This window comes from Dokdonia sp. Hel_I_63, from assembly GCF_007827285.1.
Lineage (GTDB): Bacteria > Bacteroidota > Bacteroidia > Flavobacteriales > Flavobacteriaceae > Dokdonia.
This window is the reverse complement of record NZ_VISD01000001.1, coordinates 356,759-383,593: the sequence shown is the minus strand read 5'-3', so window position 1 is coordinate 383,593 and position 26,835 is coordinate 356,759. Positions and strand designations below refer to the sequence as shown.

Here is a 26,835-nt window from a genome sequence, read left to right as displayed (position 1 = left end):
AGAAATAATTTACCTCTCTACTGCGCTCGAGGGGACAGTGTGACTCTAAAAAGCAGATTTAAACTGCTCTAAGAAACGAGCATCGTTCTCACTAAGCATTCTAATGTCTGAGATTTGGTGTAATAATAATGCAATACGATCTATTCCCATCCCAAATGCAAAACCACTGTACTCTTTTGAGTCAATACCGCAGTTTTCAAGAACATTAGGATCTACCATACCACAGCCCATAATCTCGAGCCATCCGGTTCCTTTAGTCATTTTATAGTCTGTCTCTGTCTCAAGACCCCAGTACACATCCACTTCGGCACTAGGCTCTGTAAATGGGAAGTATGATGGACGTAAGCGTATTTTACTTTTACCAAACATTTCTGTTGTAAAGTGTTGCAGCGTCTGTTTAAGATCTGCAAAAGAGACGTCTTTGTCTATGTATAATCCTTCTACTTGGTGGAAGAAACAGTGTGAACGACCGCTTATAGCCTCATTACGATACACACGACCAGGAGAGATCGTACGTATAGGTGGCTTGTTATTTTCCATATATCTCACCTGTACAGATGAGGTGTGAGTACGTAGTAATACGTCTGGATCTGTTTGTATAAAAAATGTATCCTGCATATCACGAGCTGGGTGATATTCTGGAAGGTTTAAGGCAGTAAAGTTATGCCAGTCATCTTCTATTTCTGGACCTTCAGAAACGTTGAATCCTATACGAGAGAAAATATCAATAATCTGATTTTTCACAATAGAGATAGGGTGGCGTGCTCCTATTTCAATAGGTTCAGCTGGGCGTGATAAATCACCAGTAGCCGTAGCCTCTTCTGCTCCTTCTAGTTTTTCTTTAAGCTCGTTTACCTTTTCAAGGGCACTTGCTTTAAGTGTATTAATTACCTGTCCATACTCGCGCTTCATCTCATTAGGCACGTTACGGAAGTCTGCCATAAAATCATTCACAAGTCCTTTCTTTCCAGAATACTTGATTCTGAATGCTTCAACCTCTTCTAAAGTTTCGGCTTTAAAGGCCTTTACTTTTTCAATGTGTTCTTTGATTTTATCTAACATAATACGTCTTTTTACCCTCTAAAAGGAAATGGCAAATTTAAGAATAAAATTGGGGTGTAGCAGTATAACAAAGCCGTAAAAGCAGTAAGATTATATAGTCGCTACCGTGTTTAGTTTTTAAGAGATTAAGCCTTTTTCAAGAAAGTATTGTACAATCGCATCTTTCATGAGTATTTGTTGCTCACCAGCCTTAAGTGGTGGCAGTGCTTCTAGCACTTTATAGTGAGGCCATCCTTCAGGATCATCATAATCATATTGATAATACCCAAATGGTTCAAGTAAACGACAGATGGCAATATGCATCAAGTTCATTTTCTCGTCTTTTTTAAAAGTTTTATCTAGCTGTCCTAATTCTTGTATACCTATGAGGTAGATAATGCTATCTAAATCCATAGCGCCTTTATCACCATCTGCAAAACGGGTAGATAGTTTATCAACTACCGCCGCATATCGTTCTTTGAGTTGTTCGTCTCTAGCCATATATTTCTCTTCTGTACGTGAATTTCTTCTCGCGGTTAAGCTTCAATAGGTGAAAGCTTTTGGGTAATGCCATGAAATAGCATCTATACCAATTTTAAGCTGCAAAAATACCACCATTAACTGAAATTACTATCTTTAGCGCATGAACACTATTGACATCATTTTTGGTATTATTTTAATACTAGGCGCTATTCAAGGATTGCGCAAGGGATTATTTGTAGAGCTAGCATCTCTTGTAGGGCTTGTTGCTGGAATTTACGGAGCCATCAGCTTTTCTCATTACGTAGGGGACTGGCTTGTAGAAAAAACAGCGTGGAGTGAGCAAATTATAAATCTTACTGCCTTTGCTGCGACCTTTATCATTATTGTACTTGTGGTCTCTCTAGCGGGAAAATTACTTACCAAAGTGGCAAATTTTGCGATGCTTGGCATTGTAAACAAGATAGTAGGAGCAGCCTTTGCAGTACTTAAATTTGCTTTCTTAATTAGCGTAGTACTCATGTTTATAGATGCTGCAGACCGTCAGATATCATTTATAGGTGATGATAAAAAAGAGCAATCGGTGTTATATCCCATCATTCAACCTTTGGCACCTGCACTTCTTCCTTCTATTCTCAAAAAAGCAAAGGATGAAGATATCTACAACCCAGATAAAGAAGAAGAGCCGACTGAAACAGACGACTCTTCTAGTATTTAGTAATGTTGATGGTTGCACTTTCGCGAAAGCGTAATTACACCCCACATCATCTATTTAATATCTGTCTTTTACCTGAGTGTTAAGAGAATTGATGCACTCTTCAAAAGTATCGTAAACTTCTGTTTCTGGTATTAACTCAGGGATGATTTTAATACGTTCTAGCATATACTTAGGCTGTTTTCTTAGGCCTACAATATGCACATTAATTCCGCCCTGGTTAAGTTGGAGTATAGTATCCTCTATTGCATATACACCAGACTGATCTACATAAGGTACACGACCCATACGCAAGATAACGTCTGACGCAGTAGCAGGTATCTGCTTAGTTAGTGCAGAGAAGTCACTCGTATACCCAAAAAATAACGGACCACGAAGGTGTTTTATAAATACCTCCTCTTTAAGGTGATCTGGAAAAATTAGTTCGTCACTCCATAAAACCTTATTCTTTTCGGCGGCGCGTAGATCAAAAACTTTAGACTGTCTAGCGGTAAAGTCACCCATTTTTTTCATAAACATAAGGCACGATAGCACAAGCCCAATTCCTACTGCTGCCACTAGGTCCCACACTACAGATAGCACGAGTACCACAAGCATTATAATAACTTCAGAACTTAGTTTTATAGGTCCCATCTTTAAATCTTTAGGAAGATTAGGGATCGCTTTAAGCCCTTTGTAATCCATCACCCCTATACCTACGGTAATAAGTATACCTGCAAGTACTGCTGCCGGTATTTGTGAAGCGATAGGACCTAGGGCTAGGAGTATGAAAAGGAGTAATACACCAGCAATCATTCCTGATAATTTGGTTTTACCACCAGAGTTAATATTTACTACCGTTCTTATCGTTGCTCCAGCACCAGGTATTCCTCCAAAAAATGAAGCGATAGAGTTACCTATACCTTGACCTATAAGTTCTTTGTTAGGCTTGTGTCTAGTTTTTGTCATATTATCTGCTACTACAGAGGTGAGGAGTGAGTCTATTGCTCCTAGAAATGAAAGTGACAGTGCAGTAAGGATATATGGCGATATAATGCTAAACTCAAAATCTGTAATTATGGAAAGCTTAGGCACTGGAAATCCGCTAGGAATTTCTTGAATAGCTCTGTATTCAAAGGGTGCAAAATAGGCTACTCCTGACACGACCAATAGTGCAACAAGTGTACTAGGCACTGCGGTTGTAATGCGTTTAAAGCCATAAATAATAAATATGGTAGCAAGTGCCAGAGCTAGCTCTATCCAGTTTATGTTTTGTATTGCGCGTCCCATTACCTTAAAGGTGCCAACTACTCCAGATGATGATGCTTTTGCAAGCGTTACCGCTTCTTTGTATACATCGGTATCGTCTGTAAGTTTTGCTCTACGTATGGTTTCTTCAAAGTTTTCTAAAACTAGGAGGCCTTCGCCTGCTTCATCTTGTAAAATCTTATCTAGAACAATCTCTTGCGCTTGCGGTTTGAAACTATCTACATAACTCTCATCTTGATTAGGATAATAACCCACTGCAGGTAAAAGTTGGGTGATAAGAATCATTACACCTATAGCGGTCATAAATCCAGAGACCACAGGGTAGGGGATATATTTTATATACTTCCCAATGCCCATTATCCCTAATACTATCTGAAATAGCCCCGCTAGTAAAAAGACCGTAAGTATAGCAGGCAAGGCCTTCTCTACATCACCATCAAAGGTTGCAATAATACCTGCAATAACCACCATACTTACCGCCGTCATAGGAGCCGTAGGTCCTGATATTTGAGTAGATGTGCCTCCAAAAAGAGCCGCAAAAAATGCGATGAAAATAGCACCATATAATCCGGCACTTGGTCCCAGACCAGAAGACACCCCAAAGGCGAGAGCTAGTGGTAGGGCTACAATTCCTGCAGTAATTCCTCCAAAGGCATCGCCTTTAAGGTGTTTAAAGAAGTTTTTCATAATGGTTAGGTTGATGTAAAAACAGAAAGTTAGTTTTTTAAATAAAAATAGGGTGACTTCTTAACGAAACCACCCTATCAATTTAACGTTTTAATTCTTACGAAGCGTATACAGTTATGAGTTACGCTTTCGCGAAAGCGGTTTTACTATACAAATGTTACTTCGCCATTTGAGATGTCATAAACGCCTCCTACTATCTTGATATCACCATCATTTTCCATTTCGGTAAGAAGTGGGCTATCTGCGCGCATCTTTTCTATCGTTAAGTGTACATTTTTTGTGACTACATCGTTTACAAATGTCTTATTTGCACTAGTACGGTCTGCAGCATCCTTAGGCTCCTCTACTGCGTGTACAGCTGGACGTATTTTTGATAATAATGCGGTGATGTTACCTAGTTGTACATCGTCACAAGCGCCTTTTACAGCACCACACATAGTATGACCTAATACGACTACGAGTTTTGACCCAGCAACTTTACATCCGTACTCAATACTACCTAGTACATCTTCGTTTACGATGTTACCCGCTACGCGTGCGCTGAATATATCACCTATACCTTGATCAAACACAAGCTCTGCTGGCACACGTGAATCTATACAGCTCAACACTACAGAGTGTGGCCACTGCCCACCAGTAGTATCCTTTACTTGGTCTAGTAGATTTCTATCTGCCGCTTTTGCAGCAACAAATCTTTTGTTTCCTTCTTTTAAAATATCTAAAGCGCCTTGTGGCGTTGTAGCGTCTTGAATCGCCTGATTAAATGTTTTCATAATATATTTTTAATCACATTTACTGTGATGATTAATTTACGTTTATGCTGTTTTTGGTCTAAACTTAAAGAATTCTATATAGCTTGGAGGATTCTCTACAGTACCTCGTTCTGATATTAGTTTGATATTGATGTTACGGGTCTTTGCTTTATGAGCAAAGTCTTCTAGTATCTCTATAATATCATTATCTAAAAATCTTGTTTTACGTACATCTAGCTCAAGGTAAGAGTTTTCTGGAAGGTTGTCAAGTTCCTTTAAGATAGCTCCTTTATTAAAGAATGTCACCTCTTCTGCAAGGGTCATTTTCATTTTTTCAGTACCATTACTTATATCCTCTTTGTGTAAGAAGTGGGAGTTCTTGTAACTTTTGTAAAGTACCACTACGATACCTACGGCAAGTCCAAGACCTATACCCCATAAAAGATCAATAAAGAAGATACCTACTACCGTTACAATAAATGGCACAAATTGTTTCCATCCTGCATTCCACATCGCTTTAAAGGTAGCTGGTTTTGCAAGTTTGTATCCTACAATAAGTAAGATAGCTGCAAGTACAGAAAGTGGTATTTTATTAAGTAAAGTAGGTATTAGAATTACAGAAATTAATAATAAGAAACCGTGAATAATAGCGGCCATCTTTGTCTTACCACCAGATTGTATGTTTGCAGATGATCTTACGATTACCTGTGTTACAGGTAGTCCTCCTATCATACCAGATAAGATGTTACCCGTACCTTGAGCAAGTAATTCACGATTAGTAGGTGTTACCCTTTTTTCTGGATCTAGTTTATCTGTTGCTTCTACACAAAGTAGTGTCTCAAGACTTGCCACAAGTGCTATGGTAAATGCAGTGACCCATATAGCTGGGTTTGTTATTGCGCCAAAATTTGGAAAAGCAAATTGACCTATAAAACTATCTACACTATCTGGTACAGGTACACTTACTAAGTGCTCTGCACTTATTCCATATTCAGATCCTTGAGTGCTTATAAAATAAATGATACCGACAGCAACTGCGACAAGTGGTCCTTGCACAAGTTGGAATATCTTTCCCTTTTTAGATAGAACATTACTCCATAATATGAGTATTCCTAAGGCAAGTACTCCTACTAATGTTGCTCCTATACTTATAGATCCGACGATATTTCCTAGTTCTGATAAGGTGTTTTCGCCATCCATTTGAAAAAAAGCAAAATCTCCCTCTGGATCTGCATCATACCCAAAAAAATGTGGGATTTGCTTGAAAATAATAATGATACCAATACCCGTAAGCATTCCTTTAATCACTGAAGAAGGAAAGTAATATCCTATCACACCAGCTTTTAAAAATCCAAACACTAACTGTATAACTCCTCCTAATACTACTGCTACAAGGAAGTTTTCATAACCACCTAAAGCACCAATGGCGGTAAGAACAATCGCTGCAAGTCCTGCAGCTGGACCACTTACTCCTATTTTAGAGCCACTTAAAGCGCCTACTACAATACCTCCTATAATACCTGCAATAAGACCAGAAAATAGCGGAGCACCACTGGCGAGAGCAATACCAAGACATAGTGGCAATGCTACAAAAAATACAACGACACTTGCGGGTAAGTCGTTTTTTAAATATTTGAACATAATTCGTGATTTGAACACTTCTATTAAGGTAGAGGTGCAGTTTTTAAATAAAAATTGTGGGTTTGCTTACGCGAAAACGAAACGTAAGTTTACGCCTCTACATATACCTGATAAAGAGTCAGGGTTAAGATAATCTATAGTCTGGCGGTGGAATATTAATATCCTGAGTATAATCATAAGTACTCATAAAGTAGGAATAGCTAGAAAGCTCAGCAGTTTCGTCTACTTCAATTGGAAAAAAAGCAAGGTCGCTGAAGAATTTTTCATACTCTTCAAGTTCTTTTTTGGTCTCGTTGTTCTCCTCTTCAATGTCCTGTACAACCTCTATATCTGCTTCATTATCAAGTAACGCAAGAAATGCTGGGCCCAAAATAGAGAAGGACAGCATTAAAGCTAGTGAATACAAGATAAAAGCCTTGAGCATTGTTTAATATAATTAATGATAAAGATAAATAAATTTAATACCTCCTAAAAGGCATAAAATAGTTTTTATGATTGCCTCAGGCTTTTATAACTATGGCTTTGATTAGGGAAGACTTAAGTTAATTACATACCTATAAGGGCTATTAATCTTAATAAGCTTGAGCAAAACGTAGTTGTGGGATTGATAGTATTACTCTATTGGCTAGAGAAAGTGTATTATTTGTTCTTGTAGTGGAGTCAAAGGAGCAAGAGTTGTTTTTACAATTCTCTAATATCTGTAGTGGGAATCCAGCCCGTTCTCCCATCCACAAGAAGTATTTTTTTCCAATTGTCTACAGTTTCCAGCACCATTACTTTTGTGCCTTCATGTAATAAAAATGCTTCTTGACTCGATAAAGTAGGCTCTCCTTTTACTTGAGATTCTTTTGCAAATACGATTGCTGGGTTGTCCTTGGATATTTTCGCGAAAGCTGAATAAGCAAATAATATTGAAAACACCGCGAGTAAAAGACTAACTAATGACGACACAAATAGCGCACGTTTCTTAGTAGAACTAGCGGTAAAGTAATACCCTAAAAATAACAGTGTACACAATGCAACAAATAGTACCGTTGCATATGCCCATCCGTCTGTAGTGAATAATGTAAGTACGCTATTATACCACTTTTTAAACGTGTTTTCTGGTAAGGGTGTGATGGCATCTATGGTCATCTTCTCTGCAAAAGAGGCATTGTTTTTTATCTCTTGATCTGCAGGAGCTAGCCGCTTTGCTTTCTCATAATAATAGATGCTTGGAGCAACATTATTGAGTTTAAAATGTGCATTTGCTAGATTATAATAAATGGAAGCGCTCTCTTGATTAGTATCTAGTACCTTTTTGTAAGCATCAATAGCTTCTTGAAACTGACCATTTGCATAATGGCTATTGCCTTGCTCAAAAAGTTGCTCTGGTGTTTGTGCGGTGGTAAAAATGGCCGTTAGCATAAAAACGGTCACTACGAGATAATTGATTGCGTTTCTCATGTTACAGTTGTTTATCTAAAGTGCTTATTACTCGTACAGCCTTGTCATAATCTTGCTGCATCGCTACATCTCCAGTAGGAGTGTATCTTGCAAACTCACAGCTTTCTAATAAGCTTATAAACTCAATATTAGTAGCAGTCTCTACATTTCTTTCCTCTAGGAGTCTTGTGATACGATCTTTAGACATCTCACTAGTAGTAATGTTTAGCTTTGCTTTGAGATAGTTATGCAGTGCTCGTTCCATTGCGATATAAAACTCTTTCTGGTTACCTAGACTTTTCTTTGCAGTACTTAAAAATTTACGAGCTAGCTTATCTGCTTTTCTAATTCTATTACCCGTGACATCACTGGCATAAGCATCTCGCTTTTTACGAACAATCATCGCAAGCGGAATCAAAAGAAAAGGGACAATTACTAATGTCCAGAACGTATTACTTTTAAAAAACTGTTCCTTTAAGACAGGAGTTAAATTGGCTTTTGTTTTAATATATTGAAACTGATTTTGAGCAGCAACTGCTTCTTCACCACTAGGAACACTGCTATCTGTGGCTACCGAATTTTCTAAAGGTCCATTATTTACAGTAACGACAATATCATCAGATGTGAGACGCTCGTATGTTTTAGTCTTAGGGTTAAAATAAGAAAAAGAGAGTGGTGGTATTGGATAGGTACCCTTAAATTGAGGAATTACCGTGTACGTATTTTTTTTCATACCACTCATCCCTGCCAGATTAGTGCGTATTCGGTCGCCATTTTCTGGTTCGTATACTTCTAGGGAGCTTGGTAATTTAGGTTCTGGGAGCTCAAAAAGTTTTAAGTTTCCTTTTCCTTTTACTTCAACACTCATCTGTAATGCTTCGCCAGCGTCTAGGGAGTCTTTATCTGTAGTTACCGCAAATTCAAATTCTCCTACGGCTCCACCAAAATACTCGGGTTTCCCCGCTTCTGGCAGTGGTTTTACATCTACAATTCTCTTTGCAGCACTTACGGTAATATTTGCACTTTTACTAAGTGGTCTCCCAAATATATCTCTTCGATTAGTAGGCACACTCACAGCCACGCTGAGGCTAAGAGGTTCAATCTCTAGTTTTCCTGTTTTTTGAGGGTAAAGTACGGTACGTCTTAAGATGACATATCTATATGGTTTCCCTTGGTAGGTGCCATCGTATATTTTAAACTGTTTCTCATCTGCACTTTGATTCCAGAAATCTGCAAATTTTGGTGATTCAATTTCGCGCCAATTATTTACAGATGTAGTTTCAGACACGTAAAGCTTATATACTACGGTAAAAGCCTCATTGAGGTAAGGGCTTGTTTTTGAAACTTCTGCTACCAGATGTACATTTTCTTTAGCTAGGTAGGTGGGGTCGTTTGGGTCTTTAGGTATTTCTACAGCACCAGTGACTACTACGGGAACCGCTGGTGACTTATAAACCTGACCATCTACGGTTATTTCTGCCTGTCCTATTTCTAAGTTCCCCTGTCTTGTAGGGGTTAAGAAATAAGAAAATGTCTTTGAAAAGCTACCTTTTCCATTAATCCACTGTCTGCTCGTAGTTTGACTAGGACCACCCACCACAGTAAAGCCATCAAAATCTGGAGACTTAAAGTTGTCACCATCTTGATTCATTGTAAAATCTACACGTAAACGTTCATTTACACCTAGTCTGTTTTTACTCAGTTTTGCGTTAAACTGTACGTCTTGTGCAACGGTTGTTAATGTTGCGAGTAAGAATAGAATTAGTATGTTTAATTTCATCTTCATTACCAGTCTTTCTCAGTTTTGACTTTTGCACCTTTCACTTTTTGTGCGTTCATCTTTTCTTGCGTTTTCTTCTCTTGATCCTGCATAGCTTTTAGTAAGCTTTGCACTTGTTGAGGAGATAACTGTCCTTGTTTAGGCTGTGGTGGAGGTTGTTTTTTATCTTCTTCACCCTCGCCACCATCTTGCTTTTTATCTTTGTCTTCAGGCTTTCCATTATCATCTTCTTTCTTTTCACCGTCATCCTCTTTTTGCTCTCCTTTATCATCGGTTTCATCTTTGTCGCCGTCTTCTCCTTCTTTCTTATCTCCGTCGCCTTCTTCGTTTTCCTTCTTCTCGTCTTCTTTTTTATCTTCGTCTTGATCTTCTTTATCGTCGTTGTCACTACCGCCACCACCATCGTTTTCTTTCTCTTTCTTGGCTAGTTGTAGATTGTAACGAGTTTCTTCATCTGTAGGGTCTGCACGCAATGCATTCTTATAAGCCTCGACTGCACCATCCCATTGCTCTTGTTGGAATAAAGCATTCCCAAGGTTATGAAAGGCTTTGTGTTTTTCCTTTTTAGTTTGAGCAACTGCAGTAGCTTTTACCAGGGCATCTGTACTTTCTTCCCATCTTTTGTTCTTGTAGTAATTGTTACCCGCATTATACTTTGCAGGAACACTCTCTGGTGTCAATGAGATTGCTGCTCTTAAATTTGATTCCGCTTTCGCGAAAGCGTTAAAATCCACAACGCCACCTTCTTGATTAACCATAGCTTCCGTCCCTTCTACAATGAGCTCTCGAGCTTGATCTGCATAAGGGTTTTCTAGAGGTGCCGCTTTTTTATCTTGTGCTGCGATGGTAAACGAGAGTAGTAGGGCTACTACAAATAGTAAACCTTTGCCACCTTGTAAAGGAGACTTCGTTATGTGTGATATTTTAGTTATAAACTGTTTCATTGTACATTTCACTATTACTTCACTCTTGTGAGGGAGCGGTTTGGTGAGGATGTTTAATTATCGTTGAATAGGTTTAGTTTTTTAAGCCAACTAGTCTTACGTTCTAGTAAAAAGATGTCTAAAAACAATAGTAATAATCCAGCTCCCAAAAACCATTGAAACTGATCTTCAAAATCTGCAAATTGCTTTGCTTCAAACTCTTTCTTATCCATTCCGTTAAGCAAATTCTGTACCGTTTCTACTACAGTGGCGGTGTTGCTTCCGTCAATGTATTCTCCATTTGCTCCAGAAGCAATCTCTTTTAAAGTAGTATCATCCAGACGCGTAATTACAGTCTCGCCATTTTGATCTTTTTTATAAGATTGTACGATACCATTTCGTTTTAATGGAATGGGCCCTCCTTCTGATTTTCCTACGCCAATTGTAAAAATGCGGATACCTTCATCATTTGCTTGCTCTGCTATATTAGAAGATTCACCTACGTGATCCTCACCGTCAGAAATTATAAACAATACTCTATTGGTTTGTTCTTCGTCGTTATAGTAGGTTTTGGCAAGTTCGATTGCTTCCCCGATAGCTGTTCCTTGACTAGATAACATATCTGTGTTCATCTGGCTCAAGAAGAGCTTTGCACTACTATAATCTGTAGTAATAGGAAGCTGTGGATAAGCACTACCAGCATATGCGATGATTCCTATACGGTCACTGCCTAGATTATTAATAATCTGAGTTACGAGCTGTTTTGATTTTTCTATTCGATTGGGAGCTATATCTTCCGCAAGCATAGATTTTGATACATCTATGGCAAACACAACATCTACACCTTCTCTTTTTACCGTTTCTAGTTTAGTCCCTATTTTAGGATTTACAAGCCCTACAACTAGAAATAATATGGCAAAACATACTACTAATACTTTAAGACCAGTCTTAAAGTAAGACCTGTTTGGGCTCAGTTTCTTAAGTAACTTAGCATTGGCAAATTTCTTCTGTGCACTGCGTTGCCAGATAATTACACCAAGGTACAAGAGTATCACCGCCGGAATAGCGAGCAGTAACCAAAACCATATTTTTTCTTCTAATAGATACATAGTTGCTTTCTTGAAGCGCTATTTATTTTTAAACAAAACTCTTGAATACTGTATATTTCAACAGTAATTCTATGAGTAGTAATAACCCAGCGAGTAATATAAGCGGGCGATATTTTTCTTCATAGTTGGTGTATTTAAACTCCTCTACATCCGTACGTTCAAGCTTATCTATCTCATCATAGATTTCTTGTAGCTTCTCATTATTAGTAGCTCTAAAATATTGTCCGCCGGTGGTGGCTGCAATTTCTTCTAGTAGCTCCTCATCAATGGTTACTTGGATATTCTCGTACACAAAAGTTCCATTTGCATTACGAGCGTACGGTGATAACGCCATCCCGTTTGTTCCCATCCCAATAGTATATACTTTAATGCCAAATTCTTGAGCAAGCTCTGCAGCGATACGAGGATCTATCTGCCCTGCGTTATTCTCACCGTCTGTCATTAAAATAATCACCTTGCTTAGTGCCTTACTGTCTTTAAGACGGTTTACACCAGTGGCGAGTCCCATACCTATAGCAGTTCCTCCTTCTATAATGTTATTGTATTGAATACTTTTAAGTGCACTTAGTACAATACTCTTATCACTGGTAATCGGTGTTTTTGTAAAACTCTCACCTGCATATTCTATAAGACCTATACGATCATTAGGACGTCCATTTATAAAGCTGGCAGCTACCTTTTTAAGAGCTTCTAGTCTATTAGGGCGTAAATCTTTTGCCAGCATACTGGCAGATACGTCTATTGCGATTACAATATCGATTCCCTTTGTAGTCTTTGTCTTAGTAGATACTTCCACATTTCGAGGTCTCGCTAGTGCAACGATTATTAAGCTTAATGCAGCAAGACGTAGTATAAATAATAATGGTCTAAGTTTAGGTAGTAAGCTGCTTCCAGTTTTAAAACCTTTGATGCTTGAAAGCTTTACCGCTGGGGTTTGCTTCTTGCGTTTCCATATATACCAAGCAATGGCAACTGGCAGTGCTAGAAACAGCCAGAAAAACTCAGGATTAGTAAATTCAAAATTGCTTAGCATTAGTTCTCTTCTTTTTCTTTTGCCTGGAGTTCGATACTTTGCATCACGCGCTCTGCGATTTCTTTTCCGTAGGGATCTTCATCGTGCCAACTAATGAATAGTTGCTGAATCACATTTTCTGCTTGGAATGTTATGAATGCATACTCTCCAGCATCTACAGTTCCTTTTTCCTGATCAATAACCTGCGAGCCACTACCAAAAGTTTTTATTCCTTCTGCACCATTTGGTGTAGCAAACTTCTCACTCTTAAGAATATCTGCCGAGAATCCGTTTGCTTCAAACATAGCAAGTTGGCTAGATATCAATTGTTCTACTTTTACATCGGCGCCTTTTGGGAACTTAAATTGGTACACACCAATAGTCACGTTTGCAGGAAAGGTTTGCCATCCAAATGCTGTTGCTTCAATCTTTCCTTGAGCCTCTGGTGGTAATGGTACTTCTTGACGTGTAAGAACCTTTGGAGTACTTATTACCATAGAAGGGATACCATATTCACTCGTGATCCAGTTACCTTCAGCAAGCTCTCTTGTCATGTTTCCAAAGACAAAATCCTTCACTTCACTATATCCTTTGACAGCGATTCCTATTCCTGTAGCTAGTAGTAAAATTGCGAGGATACCGCCTATTCCAGAAAGCCAAAGTTTCCTTTTACGCTTTCGCGAAAGCTCCTCTCTGTAATCTTCCTGCATCATTAATTCCTCAACAGTAGGAGGTGGTAATGCTTCTCTAGTTTGTTTTACAATATCTTCTACAGCAATTCTATCTGCTTGTGCCTTTCCTTCTGGCGGATTCACACGCGCAAATTTTACAAGGTCTGCACGTTTAAAAATATCTTTAATACTAGCAATAGTATGCTTGCTAAAATCGATATGACCACTATCGCGTTCCATCTCAAGACGGGCAATAAGCTCGTCTGTGGTGCTTTCCATAGAACGATCGTACACCTTTTCCTCATAATAGCGACGTATGGCGTCTGTGAGTACAGAGTAGTATTCTTTGTACTTAGCTTCGGCAATGAGGTTTTTACTATCTAGCTCTGTAAGAGTAGCCATTGCTTGCTCAAAAGGAGGGATGTATTGCTCTGCTTCTTTTTGTTTCTTGTTGCGACGTAATAACCACCATAAGAATAATGAAATCGCTACCACTACTGGTATAATCCATAACAGATATTTCCACCAGTTGCTATAGTCTCTTGGTAGGTCTATAATAGGTTTAATGTCATATAATCCCTGATTTACGGTGTCAAGAATCACATTATTTACCTCAACAAGAAAGGTGTCTGTTTCAACCGTTCTTGTGCCTATAATTACTTTTTGTTTTGGGATTACATAACGACCACTGTCAAACTGTGTCAAGCCATATTTTTTAATAAGCTTCATTCTAGCAGAGGTAGAACTTGCTGTATCAATCGCATAACTCTCAATAACCTCCAGCGGACTAAAAGTCTGTCCTTCTGGAAAAATAACAGCTTCACCATCATTTGCTAGCGCCTCAATGATGTAATTGATTTGCTGGCCTATGAGAATACTTGTAGAATCTATGGTGGCACGTACATCATCTTGCGAATGAACGTGAAGTGAGGGAATAAATAGCAATAAGAATAACGATAACGCACGAAGAATCGCATTCTTAGGAGTTGTTATGTATGTTACGTTGTTATTCATTAATTGTTGTAATCTAAACTTTTTATTTTAACCTTATCCTCTTCTCTTGAAATAGCCTAGTAGCTTCTTTACATAGCTCTCATCTGTCCTTACATCTATCACTCCTGCACCGCTACGTTTAAAGGTTTCTTTAAAATAATCTACACGCTCTCGGTAATAATTACTGTAATCGCTACGCACTTTTTTTGAACTTGTATTTACAAGCATGAGTTCGCCAGTTTCTTCATCTTCCATCTGTACAATACCTAGACTTGGGATGCTTTCCTCGCGCTCATCATAAATGCGTATGCCTGTAATATCATGTTTATTTGCAGCGATTTTCATCGTTTGCTCATAACCATCTGTAATAAAGTCTGAAAGCACAAAAACAATTGCTTTCTTCTTCATTACATTACTCAAGTATTTAATAGCTTGAGAAAGGTCTGTTTTCTTGGATTTTGGCTTAAATTCTAGTAGTTCGCGTATGATGCGGAGTACGTGGGACTTTCCTTTTTTAGGAGGTATAAATAATTCTATCTCATCTGTAAAAAGGATGAGACCTATTTTATCGTTATTCTGCATGGCGCTAAAGGCTAGCGTCGCAGCAACTTCTGTCACAATCTCGCTTTTAAATTGCTTATCTGTACCAAAAAATTCTGACCCAGACACATCTGCTACGAGCATCATGGTGAGCTCGCGCTCCTCTTCAAAGACTTTAATGTAAGGTTCGCTATAGCGAGCGGTTACATTCCAATCGATGTTACGTACATCATCACCAAATTGATACTGGCGCACCTCAGAAAAAGTCATACCACGTCCTTTAAAAGTAGAGTGGTACTCACCACCAAAGATATGATCAGACAGTCTACGTGTCTTTATCTCAATCTTGCGTACTTTCTTTAAGAGTTCCTTAGTATCCAATGGTTCTTCTTGCCTTTTATGTAATAGTATGAGGGTTACAAATGGTCTTTTTATCTAAAGACTATGGTACTTCAATCTGATTTACAATCTTGTTGATGATATCTACAGAGGTGATGTTTTCTGCTTCTGCCTCATAGGTGATTCCTATACGGTGGCGTAAGATATCGTGTACGACGGCTCTTACATCTTCTGGAATTACATACCCTCTACGCTTTATAAAAGCATAACACTTTGCAGCAGTTGCAAGGTTAATACTACCACGAGGAGATGCTCCAAAATTAATAAGAGGCTTAAGATCTGCTAGTCCATAATTTTCTGGGTAGCGAGTTGCAAAGATGATATCGAGAATGTACTTCTCAATTTTTTCATCCATGTATACTTCTTTTACAGCTTCTTGTGCACGTAAAATTTGCGCCACTGTAACTACAGGATTTACTTTTTCATAAGAACCCTTTAAGTTTTGGCGTATAATGAGTTGTTCGTCTGCTATTGTTGGGTAATCAATTACCGTTTTAAGCATAAAACGGTCTATTTGTGCTTCTGGAAGTGGGTAAGTACCTTCTTGCTCTACAGGGTTTTGAGTTGCCATTACTAAGAATGGTTTATCAAGAACAAAGGTTTCATCACCTATGGTTACTTGCTTTTCTTGCATCGCCTCTAGCAGTGCAGATTGCACTTTGGCAGGAGCACGGTTAATCTCATCTGCAAGCACAAAGTTTGCAAAAATAGGACCCTTCTTGATGCTAAAGTCTGCAAGCTTCATGTTATAGATAAGTGTTCCCACTACATCTGCTGGAAGTAAATCTGGAGTAAACTGTATACGAGAGAAAGATCCGTCTACGGCTTGTGCAAGCGTATTAATCGCTAGTGTTTTTGCAAGACCTGGAACTCCTTCTAAGAGAATATGACCACGACCTAAAAGACCTATAAGTAAACGCTCGATCATGTGTTTTTGACCTACGATTACCTTGTTCATTTCCATTGCGAGAATGTCTACAAAGGCACTCTCTCTTTCTATCTTCTCATTGATAGCCTGTATATCAATAGCAGTAGTATTTTCTTCCATAATTTCAAATTCTATTAAGCAGATACTTCTAACGTCGCAAAATCACATTTTATTCCAATAAAGCTTGTTAACATTTGGTTAAAAATAAAGGAAAATAAAGGGCTTCGCACACATTTGGCTAGTTTTAAAAGCGGTAATTTTATTCTGAACGCAAATTAAAAAACGATAATGAAATTTTCAAGAATTATTCAAGGTTGCATGACGTGGGGTGTGTGGGGTAAGCAATTCAATCAGCAGCAAATGATTGAGACTATGAACCATTGTTTAGAGAAAGGCATTACCACTTTTGATCATGCAGATATTTATGGTGATTACACGACAGAGGGTGAATGGGGTAACGCTTTCGCGAAAGCGAATATCTCCAGAGACCATATACAAATCATAAGCAAATGCGGTATCCAAATGAAAGGCGATGCACGAGCAGAAAATACCATCAAACATTATCAATATGATAAAGAGTACATCATCTCAAGTGCCGAAAGGTCACTGAAAGAGCTGCGTACTGAATACCTAGATTTATTTTTATTACACAGACCTAGTCCGCTACTTGAGCCAGATGAAGTTCATGAGGCAGTGAGCCAATTACAACACCAAGGCAAGATTAAGGATTTTGGAGTATCTAATTTTACACCGCGAGGCGTAGACTTAGTGGCAACAAAAAGTAAGGTAAGCGCAAATCAAATTGAGATTTCTATCACTGAGCGTTCTTCACTTACAGACGGAACGCTAGATTATATGATGGCTCATCAAATCACGCCAATGAGTTGGAGTCCGCTGGGTTCTGTTTTTAGAGAAGACACTCCACAGAATATGCGCATTAAGAAAAAATTGAAGGAACTAGGCGATAAGTATAACGCAACTGAAGACCAACTACTGTTAGCATGGTTGCTCAAACACCCAGCAAATATTCATCCAGTTATAGGGACTACAAGTAAAGACCGCATCACAAATGCTGTAGCAGCAGTAGCGATTAATCTTGAAAGAAAAGATTGGTTTGAACTGCTGGAAGCTAGTACAGGAGAAGAAGTAGCGTAGATTATAAAATAAAAAAAACCTCAAAAGAAATGAAAACAGCACTTATAACAGGCGCAACCAGCGGGATAGGTAGAGCCACAGCAATACGCTTTGCAAATGAATCTATAAATCTTATTCTCTGCGGGCGACGTCAAGAAGAACTTGATACTCTCAAAAATGAATTAAGTAAGCTCGTGCAAGTACAGATACTCAATTTTGATGTGAGAAATAATGAGGATGTACAAAAAGCTATTTTAGACCTACCAGAAGATTTCAAACAAATAGATATCCTAATTAATAACGCAGGTAATGCTCACGGACTCGACCCTATACAAAGCGGATCTATAGAGGATTGGGACGCTATGCTTGACATTAACGTAAAAGGATTGCTTTATGTGAGTAAGGCGATTATTCCACAAATGACCGCACGTAAAAGCGGACATATAATCAACATAGGGTCTACCGCTGCCAAAGAAGTGTACCCTAATGGTAATGTGTATTGCGCAAGTAAGCATGCCGTAGATGCTATTAATCAAGGGATGCGCATTGATCTAAATAAATTCAACATCAGAGTAGGAGCCATACATCCTGGAATGGTAGAAACAGACTTTAGTAAAGTTCGCTTTAAAAATGATGACAAGCGAGCAGATAAGGTGTATCAAGGTTTTGATTGCCTACAACCAGAAGATATTGCAGATATTATTCATTTTGTAGTATCAAGACCTTATCATGTAAATATTGCTGATCTCGTGGTGCTTAGTACGGCACAAGCATCTTCTACTATTGTAAATAAAAGTTGATTGCAAGCTGACTAATGAAATAATGCGATGATCAATAAACGCCTTCTTGTCAAGAACTTACTCGCTCATAATGACGAGAACAGTTTCTACGACAAAAAACGTAAGATTGACATCAGTAACAAAGAAGGGAAAGCAAAGTTTTTAAAGCATATTTGTGCGCTTTCTAACAGTAACCCAAAGAACAATTCTTTTATAGTAATAGGCGTAGATGATGGCGAAAATGCTATTATAGGTGTGCCATTTTTTGATGACAGCAAACTGCAGAATCTCATAAATGCATACTTAGATAATCCTCCTATTATATCTTATGAGAATATTCCTTTTCCTAATTTGCCGCAAGACAAAGTAGTGGGACTTGTTACCATACGAGCACAAGATAAGCTTACAGCGTTACGGCGTAATATCTGGAAATATTGGGGTGGTACGGTGTTTTTTAGAGATGGGAGTATGTCTATGCCTAAGACGTTCAAGTCAGATATTGTAGATGTAAATAGTGAGATTGTTGCGGCAATAGAAAATCACGCAAAAAACAGCATAGGTCTCACGCTTGATGGTGTAATGGACTTTGTAAATCATCGTCATAAGGACATGGAGAGCACTTATAAGGTGTTTAAAGAGCAGTTTGTGTTGTGCTGGGCTGGAAATAAAAAAGTGGTTAAAGGTCAGACGTACTACTCTCGGGTAGATATAGAGCTCATTAATGAACAAGTAAAACTATTTTACTCAACACTAGATGAGGTAACTATTACTTATGATGAGGATTGCTTCAAAATTCAAGAATTTGTACACTTGGGAGTACAAGAGCACTTTAAATATTATCCACTAGAAGAGGTAGTAATACGCTTTCGCGAAAGCGGTACTTATACCATTGATACAACGCTTATTTTTGAACCACCAGTGATAGATAAGAAGACCTTGTATCATATTTTTAATAATAACAATGTTATTTTTTATAAACTGAAACGAGGTATAAAGCTTAATCAAGGGGAGTGGAATGATTTATATAATCTAGCTAATACCTACTTGATTTGTTATCTCAATGGTTTTGAAACAGCCATACAGAAGCTGGTAGAATTGAAACCTTATTTGAAAGTTTTAGATGGTGCTGTCTACGGAAGATATAAGGAAGCCATGCGTATTCTGAGAAAAGTGCGTTATGAATGAAAAATTAAAAAAGAAAGAATAAGAGTATGAGAACATTAGTTTTCGGAGATATACATGGAGGTTATAGAGCCTTAGTGCAGGTAATGAAGAGAGCAAATGTCACACGAGATGATCATCTCATTTTTTTAGGAGATTATGTAGACGGCTGGAGTGAGAGTGATGCAGTTATAGATGAGTTAATGCGCATCAAGAAAGAATATAAAAAAGTCACTTTAATACGTGGTAATCATGACGACCTTGTGCAGCAATGGCTAGAAGGAAAAACAATGTCTCCTAAGTGGTTACAGCATGGCGGGCAAAGTACAATAGATTGCTATGAAAAGAGATCTGCTCAAGAAATTCAATGGCATATTGAATTTTATAAGACTTTTGAGGATTACTATCTAGATGATGAAAATCGCTTTTTCTGTCATGCGGGTTTTCAAAATTTAAACGGTCCAGAATACGAGTGGCATAGTACCGCATTTTATTGGGATCGTACACTCTGGGAGATGGCTTGCGCTATGAGAGAGGATCTCAAAAAGGAAGACCCGTTATATCCTAAACGGTTACAATTATTTGAAGAGATTTATATAGGTCACACACCCACTACGCGTATTAATTCCTTGGTTCCTGTTAATAAAGCAAACATCTGGAATCTTGACACTGGAGCAGCTTTTAAGGGTTCACTTACGGTCATGGATGTGGATACAAAGGAGTTTTGGCAAAGTGATGCGCTTCCATCACTATACCCAGATGAAATAGGTAGAAATTAATAGTTGGCATTGCAACAAGCAATTAATAAGGAGGTCCGGCGTTTTTAATTTCTCCCGTATCTTTAACACAAAGAATCTTTTATGAACTTTAGCGCCCAGCCGCACATTGCGAGATGGTTTATCATCATCGCTTCGCTTATCATTACCACACTCATCTTGTGGAATGTGTCGCTGTTTTTTGATCAGCTCAAGGATGCAGAGCGTTCTAAAGTGGAAATATATGCAGCTGCTTACAGAGCCTTTGCAAATACGAGCGATGTTAATCTAGAAACTAGAAACAGGGATACACGCATTGTTTCTGATGAGCTTATATCCCTACAGCAATTTATAATAGGTGATAATAGAACCATCCCTATACTTTTATACAGCATAGAAGAAAACCATTACACACCTAGGAACATCAATAAAGAAGATAAACTCTCGCAAGAAGATTTTAAACGTCTCGCAGCGGAGTATGCACTCATTAATGAGCCTATTGTAATAGGGTATGACGGAGTTGATAGTCAGATTTTATACTACGGAAACTCATCTGTTATTAATCAGCTTAAGTATTTTCCTATTGCGCTTATTGTGATTGTTATTCTCTTTGTGGCATTGATTTACTTCTATTATTTAACCTCAAAAGCAGGAGCTCAAAATCTACTTTGGGCGGGTATGGCAAAAGAAACCGCTCACCAGATAGGTACACCACTTTCATCCCTTGTAGGTTGGACAGAAATTCTCAAAACGGAAAATGTAAATCCAGATTACATTGCAGAGATGACTAAGGATATCAATAGGCTAGAGACGATTACAAATCGTTTTAGTAAGATAGGCTCTGTTCCAGATCTAGAAGAAGTAGATATCATAGCAGAGACACAGGAAGCCTATGATTATCTGAGTAAGAGAAGCTCTAAGCTCATTAATTTCACCTTAGATGTTCCTCAAGGAGAGCTGCCTGTGATGCTTAATAAAGAACTCTATGGGTGGACTTTTGAGAACCTCATTAAAAATGCAATTGATGCTATGAAGGGTAAAGGAGCATTAACTATCGCAATTTCGCGTGACATTAGATTTGCCAAAATTCTAATTACAGACACAGGTAAAGGAATCCCAAAATCTAAGTTTAATAGTGTCTTTGAACCAGGTTTTACAACAAAAAGACGTGGCTGGGGTCTTGGACTTTCCCTCGCAAGACGTATTGTTGAGGAGTATCATGACGGACGCATAAGAGTACTAGAATCAGAATTGAATAAAGGAACCACTATGCAAATCTCCCTACGACTAGCCGAATGAATACACGTGTAAAAAATATAAAAGAAGAAATTATAAGTGATCAGTGGGCAACGCTTAAAAAAGTCCATTTTGACTATCAGAATGAAGATGGCTCTTGGGATCAGGTGCGCCGCGAGGTGTATGATCGTGGTGATGGAGCTTGTGCGCTGCTATATAATGTAAAAAGGCAAACGGTATTGCTCATCAAACAATTTAGACTGCCAGCATATCTTAATGAGAATGATGGTTTTCTCGTTGAGGCATGTGCAGGGATGATAGAAGATGAGACTCCAGAACAAACGATTATTAGGGAGATAGAGGAGGAGATGGGGTATCGCATTGATAACATTACAAAAGCGGGTGACTTTTTTATGACTCCTGGTGCAAGCACAGAGCGCATTCATATGTTTCTTGCGTCATATGAGGAAGAGCAAAAAGTTAGTAATGGCGGTGGTTTGGCAACAGAACATGAAGATATCACTGTGATTGAGTACGCTTTCGCGAAAGCGTTAAAAGCATTAAAAAATGGAGAGATTAGAGATGCAAAAACCGTAATCTTGCTGCAAAATTTGGCGCTTTCTGGAATCATGGAAAGATCTAACTAGCCAAATACATCGTACTTCTTTTATGACAACCGAATTAAAGACCATACAAACGACTATTTTACAGTGCAACTGCCCAGAATGCTACAGTAATAGTGGGCTAGAGTTGAGCTTCAAGCAAGAGTGGAAAGATACTTTCTGGGTCAAAAAAGCGACAGATGTAGTACGTGAAGAGATATACTGCAAGCACTGTGAATTTCCTATTTATCCCGTAAAATGGACCGAAGATATTGAGCGTCTTTATGAGTACAATCTAAAACGCGCCGAAAAAGAAACCTTCTTTAAAGTAAAATCACAAACCTATGTGATAGGGGCTATTACTCTAGCAGTCATTGCTATTGTGGTTTTTTCGTTGGTTAGTGGTTTGTAAATCGTCTTAAAACTCCCCTTTTATAGCTTCTACAAGATTTTTAAACTCTCCATCGGTAAGTGTCACTTTTTTCTTAAATTGGATATCCTCCATAGTTTGTAGCGGTACAAGATGTATATGTACGTGAGGAACTTCAAGACCTATTACAGAGACGCCTACGCGTTTACAAGGCACTGCTTTTTCTAGAGCAATTGCAACCTTGCGAGAGAATAGCATGAGGTCAAGATATTCTTGTTCCTCAAGATCAAATATTTTATTTACCTCTTTTTTAGGAATACAAAGTGTATGTCCTTTTGCATTAGGATTTACATCCAGAATAGCGATGTGTTTATCATCTTCGGCAACAATGTGTCCTGGAATTTCTCTATTTATAATCTTTGTGAAAATGCTTGGCATAATTTGAAATTGAAATTGAAACTGAACTCGAACAAGCTTCTTATTTACTATTTTTAATTCTGGTGACGATTATTCTTATGAGTTAATCGTTTTCATTTCTGAGCGATGCGAGATTGTTTTCGGATAATATATTTGCTTTAACTTGAATGTTGAGATTGCGCATGCTTTCTCTTAGTTCTTTTAAACAAATTCTGAGTTTATGAACTTTGTCGTTAGTGGTTCCCGCCCCTAAGGCTTCTCCATAGTTTAAAGTAGATGAGCAAGATGATCGTATCAATTGTTTTGCGAGATATTCTGCAGTAAATAAGATGGTTTTTTATTGTAAAGTATAATAACCGCAGCAGCAAAATCTTCCAGAAGTTCACTCAAATCGAAAGGTTTATCGCTCATATTATAATTCTTTAGCCAACTTCATTTTTCAACTTCTCGTTCAATTTCAATTTCAACTTCAATTTCGAGTTCAACTTAGTCTCTTGAGATAGAAACAACGTCAAATTTCATCACGCCACTTGGCACTTGAATTTCGGCTACTTCGCCTACTTTCTTGCCTAGGAGTCCTTTACCTATAGGTGAGTCTACAGAGATGAGACCTTTTTTAATGTCGGCTTCATTTTGAGCTACAAGTTTGTAGGTCATGGTTGCGCCATTAATTTGATTTTTAATCTTTACCGTAGAGTGCACAAGTACTTTAGAAGTGTCTAGTTGTGACTCGTCAATGATACGTGCATTTGAGGCTAGGTTTTCTAGCTTAGCAATACGCATTTCTAGCATACCTTGGGCTTCCTTTGCAGCATCATATTCGGCGTTTTCACTTAAATCTCCTTTGTCACGAGCATCTGCAATATCTTGTGATGCCTTAGGGCGCTCTACATCGCGTAGGTGATTGAGTTCATCCTTGAGTTTCTTTAAGCCCTCTGGTGTATAATAATTTACCTTACTCATAATAGATCCGGTTTAAGTATAATTAGTTTAAAAATGTTGTCATTTTATGCATACACATAAAAAAAGTCCCTCTTCGGGACGTGTCTCACGAATATACAAAATATTTTAAATCCTTTACCGTTTTATGGTACCTTGCGAGCCTAAATTATTGAAATCACGCTTTCGCGAAAGCGTAAAAAAAATATTTCTATGCGTCAGATATTGACCTTTGTCCTTCTTACTACTCTTTGCTTTTCATGCACAAATAGTGATGATGGAAACCAGCGTAATCCTTTCTTACTAGATGTGAACTTTTCTACACAGTTGAGTGCTATCCAGGTATTAGATTTAGAAATTCCAAGTAACCCTATCTACGTTCAAAACGGAGGTATACGTGGTCTTTTTGTTATTAATACAGGGAGTAGCATTGTTGCGTGGGAAGCATCAGATCCTAACCATGCACCGAATGATTGCTCGCTTATGGTAATAGACGGTATTAATGTAAAATGCCAGTGTGATGATGATAATAGTTACAATCTCTTTACTGGGCAATCTAATAATGAAGTGCTAGAATACACAATGCTTAATTACCGAGTAAATGCTTCTGGTAATAGCATCACAGTATTTAACTAAAAGTAAAAAAAGAAGCCGACTCAAAAGAGACGGCTTCTCACTTACAATTTGTAGTTCAGTCCCCCAACTGATTACACATTGTTTAATTTTAGTGTCTTAAATATAGCGAAAATTAAATAATAAGGTCGTTTATCCCTTAAAATTTAAGTGTAGCTCCTACTAAGAAGTTAATTCCCGCCTGCGGATAATAGCCCGCTCCTTCAATTGTTGTAATCTCATTAGGTACTGAGAAATCATCATCATACGTAAAGAAATACCCGTTAGACACATAGTCTATATTAAAGATGTTGTTTACTAATCCGTTAAGGATAATTGATTTAAAAACAGACACATCCTCTATCTCATAACTTATATTTAAATCATTTGTAAAGTAACTGTCTAGCTTTGAAAAGTCGCTATCGATGTTTCCTAGATATTGTTCTCCTACATATTTTGATAAGAAGCTCAATCTTAAATTTTCAGCAGGTTTATAGCTTATGGTGTTACCCACTACCACATCTGGAGAATAAGAGATATTTGTATGTCCTAGGTTTGTTAATACACCATCTCTTTCAAAAACGAAGTCTCTATTCTTATTTGTGCTTAAAGCTAGATTAGGTTGTATCATCACCTTGTCAGTAATAGCAACTGCGGCATCTATTTCGATACCTGCTCTATAACTCTCGCCACTATTTGCACGTATAGGTGCTCCTACGTCATCTAGTGCTCCAGTTAGAACTAGCTGGTCACGATATCCCATATAATATCCATTTACATTAAGCGACACGCGGCTCGTGTTGTATCTCCATCCTAATTCCCAGTCGTTAAGACGCTCTGGACGCGGTGCTCCGTTTTCAAAATCTGTACGGTTAGGTTCGCGATTTGCTCTTGCAAAAGATGCATATAATTGATTTTCGCTGTCTATTTTATAAGAAAGACCTGCTTTTGGGTTAAAGAAACTATAGTCTTCGTCTACAATAAATTCGGCAACGTCAGAGTTGATTCCGTCTGTAGTGTATGAGATAAAGCGCTGCTGTAAGTCTAAATATCCACTCCATTTTGAATTGAAGCGATAGTTCGCTTTCGCGAAAGCAGAAAATTCTTTTTTCTTCCCAGTCCCGAAGTAATAGTTATCACCAGTCTCACTATCACTAGCAAAACGCGCCCAAATCACTTCGCCAAAATGGTCTCCATCATATATACTACCATAAGCACCACCTACAAAGTCAATCTTATTGTCCTTGTAATTTGCCGTCGCACTTGCCACATAGAAGTCATTGTCTAGCCAGCGACGTCTTATAATATCTGATGTTTCTATGGTTTCACTCCCTATAACTACAGGGGAAATACTGTAAAAAGCAAGATCTTCATCCTCTTTATATTCTTCAAAAAAGCCTCTACCATAGGTGTAGTTTAAACTGAGCTGTGTGCTCCAGTTATTGTCATAACGCTGGTTCCAGTGTAGTTGGTAATGATCCTGCTTGTAATCATCTACTTGATTCTCGTGAAAGCGTGTTTCACCATTCTCATCTGTAAACTGTCCCGCAGGGTTAAAGGTTCTATCTTCGGCTAGTGTCTCTGCATCTATCCCAAACCAAGATTGGTATGTAACCTCTGATCCTGCAAAGTTGATAAGCTTGATAAGCGTATTATCATCCTTGTATGCTGCTTGCAAAAAGTAAGATTTAAGATCAGATGACGCACGGTCGATGTAACCGTCAGATTTGATCTGTGATAAACGACCAGATATCTCTATGTGATCGTTAAGCAAGCCTGTGCTAAATTTCACATTGTGACGTCGCGTCCCAAAAGACCCAAAAGAGTTAGAAATCTCGCCATATGCCTCATTAGAAATTGCATCTGTAAGAATATTAAGACTTGCTCCAAAAGCTCCAGGTCCATTAGTAGAAGATCCTACACCACGTTGCAATTGTAAACTCTCGACAGAAGAGCTGAAGTCTTGAAGATTTACAAAGAACGTAGTTGCACTCTCTGCATCATTATATGGGATTCCATTTATAGTAACATTGATACCTTGATTACCCGTACCGCGCACTCTAAAACCTGTGTAACCTATTCCCGCACCTGCATCTGAGGTTGTTACTACACTTGGTAAAAAGTTAAGCTGCGTGGCAATGTCTTGACCTAAGTTGCGCTCTGCAATTTGTTTTTTTGTAAGGTTGGAATGCGTAATAGGTGAGTCGGCTTTTACTCGTACAGAACGAACTAAAACTTCATCAAGTGACTCTACTTTTGTAGTGTCTACCACTGTTTTCTCTTGTGCGCTAGCTGTAATTCCTGCAAGCGCAATCATACTCAATAGGATCTTTTTCATCCGTATATGGTTTAGTTACGAATACAAAGGGCAAATATTCTAAATGAGTTAGCATTTACATACCTGTGCGATAAGCACATATTGAAGAGGGTGCACCGTGGTGCTTCTCAAGAGAAATATGGTGACACTAGAAAAGCTAATTTGTATA

Annotated in this window: 27 protein-coding genes; 9 read left to right on the top strand and 18 right to left on the bottom strand. The window is 38.2% G+C overall.

Annotated features, from left to right (window positions below; translation table 11 throughout):
- Window positions 1-45: 45 nt before the first annotated feature.
- Together pheS and JM84_RS01635 are read right to left on the bottom strand one after the other, a co-directional pair.
- Window positions 46-1,062, bottom strand: a complete 1,017-nt coding sequence (gene pheS, locus JM84_RS01640; RefSeq protein WP_144782434.1) for a phenylalanine--tRNA ligase subunit alpha — start codon at window positions 1,060-1,062, stop codon at window positions 46-48.
- Window positions 1,063-1,179: 117 nt separating this feature from the next.
- On the bottom strand, window positions 1,180-1,542 hold the full coding sequence (locus JM84_RS01635; protein ID WP_013750813.1) for a hypothetical protein: 363 nt from the start codon (window positions 1,540-1,542) through the stop codon (window positions 1,180-1,182).
- Window positions 1,543-1,684: 142 nt separating this feature from the next.
- Here JM84_RS01635 and JM84_RS01630 point away from each other — a divergent pair, with 142 nt between their 5' ends.
- Window positions 1,685-2,239 (top strand): CvpA family protein, encoded by a 555-nt coding sequence (locus tag JM84_RS01630; RefSeq protein ID WP_144782432.1) that lies wholly within the window; start codon window positions 1,685-1,687, stop codon window positions 2,237-2,239.
- A 54-nt stretch (window positions 2,240-2,293) separates the two neighbouring features.
- Here the strand turns inward: JM84_RS01630 and JM84_RS01625 are convergent, their stop codons facing one another.
- From JM84_RS01625 to JM84_RS01570, 12 genes are all read right to left on the bottom strand, one after another.
- Window positions 2,294-4,171, bottom strand: coding sequence for a SulP family inorganic anion transporter (locus JM84_RS01625; RefSeq protein WP_144782430.1), 1,878 nt, complete (start codon window positions 4,169-4,171; stop codon window positions 2,294-2,296).
- A gap of 146 nt (window positions 4,172-4,317) precedes the next feature.
- Window positions 4,318-4,944 (bottom strand): carbonic anhydrase family protein, encoded by a 627-nt coding sequence (locus tag JM84_RS01620; RefSeq protein WP_144782428.1) that lies wholly within the window; start codon window positions 4,942-4,944, stop codon window positions 4,318-4,320.
- Between the two features lie 42 nt (window positions 4,945-4,986).
- A complete protein-coding gene (locus tag JM84_RS01615; protein ID WP_144782426.1) occupies window positions 4,987-6,564 on the bottom strand; it encodes a SulP family inorganic anion transporter in 1,578 nt (525 codons plus the stop codon).
- 124 nt (window positions 6,565-6,688) lie between these two features.
- Window positions 6,689-6,988: a hypothetical protein gene (locus JM84_RS01610; protein ID WP_144782424.1), complete on the bottom strand. Its 300-nt coding sequence runs from the start codon at window positions 6,986-6,988 to the stop codon at window positions 6,689-6,691.
- Between the two features lie 257 nt (window positions 6,989-7,245).
- A complete protein-coding gene (locus JM84_RS01605; RefSeq protein ID WP_013750819.1) occupies window positions 7,246-8,010 on the bottom strand; it encodes a tetratricopeptide repeat protein in 765 nt (254 codons plus the stop codon).
- 1 nt (window position 8,011) lies between these two features.
- Window positions 8,012-9,775: a BatD family protein gene (locus JM84_RS01600; protein ID WP_013750820.1), complete on the bottom strand. Its 1,764-nt coding sequence runs from the start codon at window positions 9,773-9,775 to the stop codon at window positions 8,012-8,014.
- The gene (locus JM84_RS01595; protein ID WP_013750821.1) at window positions 9,775-10,713 is read right to left on the bottom strand and encodes a tetratricopeptide repeat protein; all 939 of its coding nucleotides are present in this window, start codon (window positions 10,711-10,713) and stop codon (window positions 9,775-9,777) included. Before JM84_RS01595 ends, JM84_RS01600 begins: the two co-directional genes overlap by 1 nt.
- A 53-nt stretch (window positions 10,714-10,766) precedes the next feature.
- Window positions 10,767-11,801, bottom strand: coding sequence for a vWA domain-containing protein (locus JM84_RS01590; protein ID WP_013750822.1), 1,035 nt, complete (start codon window positions 11,799-11,801; stop codon window positions 10,767-10,769).
- Window positions 11,802-11,829: 28 nt separating this feature from the next.
- Window positions 11,830-12,834 carry a vWA domain-containing protein gene (locus JM84_RS01585; RefSeq protein ID WP_013750823.1) on the bottom strand — a complete coding sequence of 335 codons (1,005 nt, stop codon included), beginning with the start codon at window positions 12,832-12,834 and terminating at the stop codon, window positions 11,830-11,832.
- Entirely contained in the window at window positions 12,834-14,498 is a 1,665-nt protein-coding gene (locus JM84_RS01580; RefSeq protein ID WP_013750824.1) for a hypothetical protein, read from the bottom strand. The genes JM84_RS01585 and JM84_RS01580 overlap by 1 nt, the downstream gene beginning before the upstream one ends.
- A 33-nt stretch (window positions 14,499-14,531) precedes the next feature.
- The gene (locus JM84_RS01575; RefSeq protein WP_013750825.1) at window positions 14,532-15,398 is read right to left on the bottom strand and encodes a DUF58 domain-containing protein; all 867 of its coding nucleotides are present in this window, start codon (window positions 15,396-15,398) and stop codon (window positions 14,532-14,534) included.
- A gap of 61 nt (window positions 15,399-15,459) precedes the next feature.
- Entirely contained in the window at window positions 15,460-16,464 is a 1,005-nt protein-coding gene (locus tag JM84_RS01570) for an AAA family ATPase (protein WP_013750826.1), read from the bottom strand.
- Between the two features lie 168 nt (window positions 16,465-16,632).
- On the opposite strand from JM84_RS01570, the gene JM84_RS01565 reads away from it, so the two are divergent.
- The 7 genes from JM84_RS01565 (at window position 16,633) to JM84_RS01535 (ending at window position 22,423) form a co-directional block, all read left to right on the top strand.
- Window positions 16,633-17,499: an aldo/keto reductase family oxidoreductase gene (locus JM84_RS01565; protein ID WP_013750827.1), complete on the top strand. Its 867-nt coding sequence runs from the start codon at window positions 16,633-16,635 to the stop codon at window positions 17,497-17,499.
- 29 nt (window positions 17,500-17,528) lie between these two features.
- Window positions 17,529-18,278, top strand: a complete 750-nt coding sequence (locus JM84_RS01560; protein WP_013750828.1) for an SDR family NAD(P)-dependent oxidoreductase — start codon at window positions 17,529-17,531, stop codon at window positions 18,276-18,278.
- 27 nt (window positions 18,279-18,305) lie between these two features.
- Window positions 18,306-19,442, top strand: a complete 1,137-nt coding sequence (locus JM84_RS01555; RefSeq protein WP_144782422.1) for an ATP-binding protein — start codon at window positions 18,306-18,308, stop codon at window positions 19,440-19,442.
- Between the two features lie 26 nt (window positions 19,443-19,468).
- A complete protein-coding gene (locus JM84_RS01550) occupies window positions 19,469-20,197 on the top strand; it encodes a metallophosphoesterase family protein (protein ID WP_013750830.1) in 729 nt (242 codons plus the stop codon).
- A gap of 81 nt (window positions 20,198-20,278) precedes the next feature.
- The gene (locus JM84_RS01545; RefSeq protein ID WP_144782420.1) at window positions 20,279-21,472 is read left to right on the top strand and encodes a sensor histidine kinase; all 1,194 of its coding nucleotides are present in this window, start codon (window positions 20,279-20,281) and stop codon (window positions 21,470-21,472) included.
- Window positions 21,469-22,056: an NUDIX domain-containing protein gene (locus JM84_RS01540; protein ID WP_013750832.1), complete on the top strand. Its 588-nt coding sequence runs from the start codon at window positions 21,469-21,471 to the stop codon at window positions 22,054-22,056. Before JM84_RS01545 ends, JM84_RS01540 begins: the two co-directional genes overlap by 4 nt.
- 22 nt (window positions 22,057-22,078) lie before the next feature.
- Window positions 22,079-22,423: a hypothetical protein gene (locus JM84_RS01535; RefSeq protein ID WP_144782418.1), complete on the top strand. Its 345-nt coding sequence runs from the start codon at window positions 22,079-22,081 to the stop codon at window positions 22,421-22,423.
- A 6-nt stretch (window positions 22,424-22,429) separates the two neighbouring features.
- Here JM84_RS01535 and JM84_RS01530 read toward each other — a convergent pair whose 3' ends face one another.
- From JM84_RS01530 to greA, 3 genes are all read right to left on the bottom strand, one after another.
- Window positions 22,430-22,819 (bottom strand): HIT family protein, encoded by a 390-nt coding sequence (locus JM84_RS01530; protein ID WP_144782416.1) that lies wholly within the window; start codon window positions 22,817-22,819, stop codon window positions 22,430-22,432.
- An 82-nt stretch (window positions 22,820-22,901) separates the two neighbouring features.
- Window positions 22,902-23,096 carry a four helix bundle protein gene (locus JM84_RS15435; RefSeq protein ID WP_261375686.1) on the bottom strand — a complete coding sequence of 65 codons (195 nt, stop codon included), beginning with the start codon at window positions 23,094-23,096 and terminating at the stop codon, window positions 22,902-22,904.
- Between the two features lie 188 nt (window positions 23,097-23,284).
- Window positions 23,285-23,761 (bottom strand): transcription elongation factor GreA, encoded by a 477-nt coding sequence (greA, locus tag JM84_RS01520; RefSeq protein WP_144782414.1) that lies wholly within the window; start codon window positions 23,759-23,761, stop codon window positions 23,285-23,287.
- Window positions 23,762-23,950: 189 nt separating this feature from the next.
- Between greA and JM84_RS01515 the strand changes: the two genes are divergently transcribed.
- Window positions 23,951-24,373, top strand: a complete 423-nt coding sequence (locus JM84_RS01515) for a hypothetical protein (protein WP_013750837.1) — start codon at window positions 23,951-23,953, stop codon at window positions 24,371-24,373.
- A gap of 136 nt (window positions 24,374-24,509) precedes the next feature.
- Here JM84_RS01515 and JM84_RS01510 read toward each other — a convergent pair whose 3' ends face one another.
- Complete coding sequence (locus JM84_RS01510) at window positions 24,510-26,687, bottom strand: TonB-dependent receptor (protein WP_261375685.1); 2,178 nt, start codon at window positions 26,685-26,687, stop codon at window positions 24,510-24,512.
- Between the last annotated feature and the right edge of the window lie 148 nt (window positions 26,688-26,835).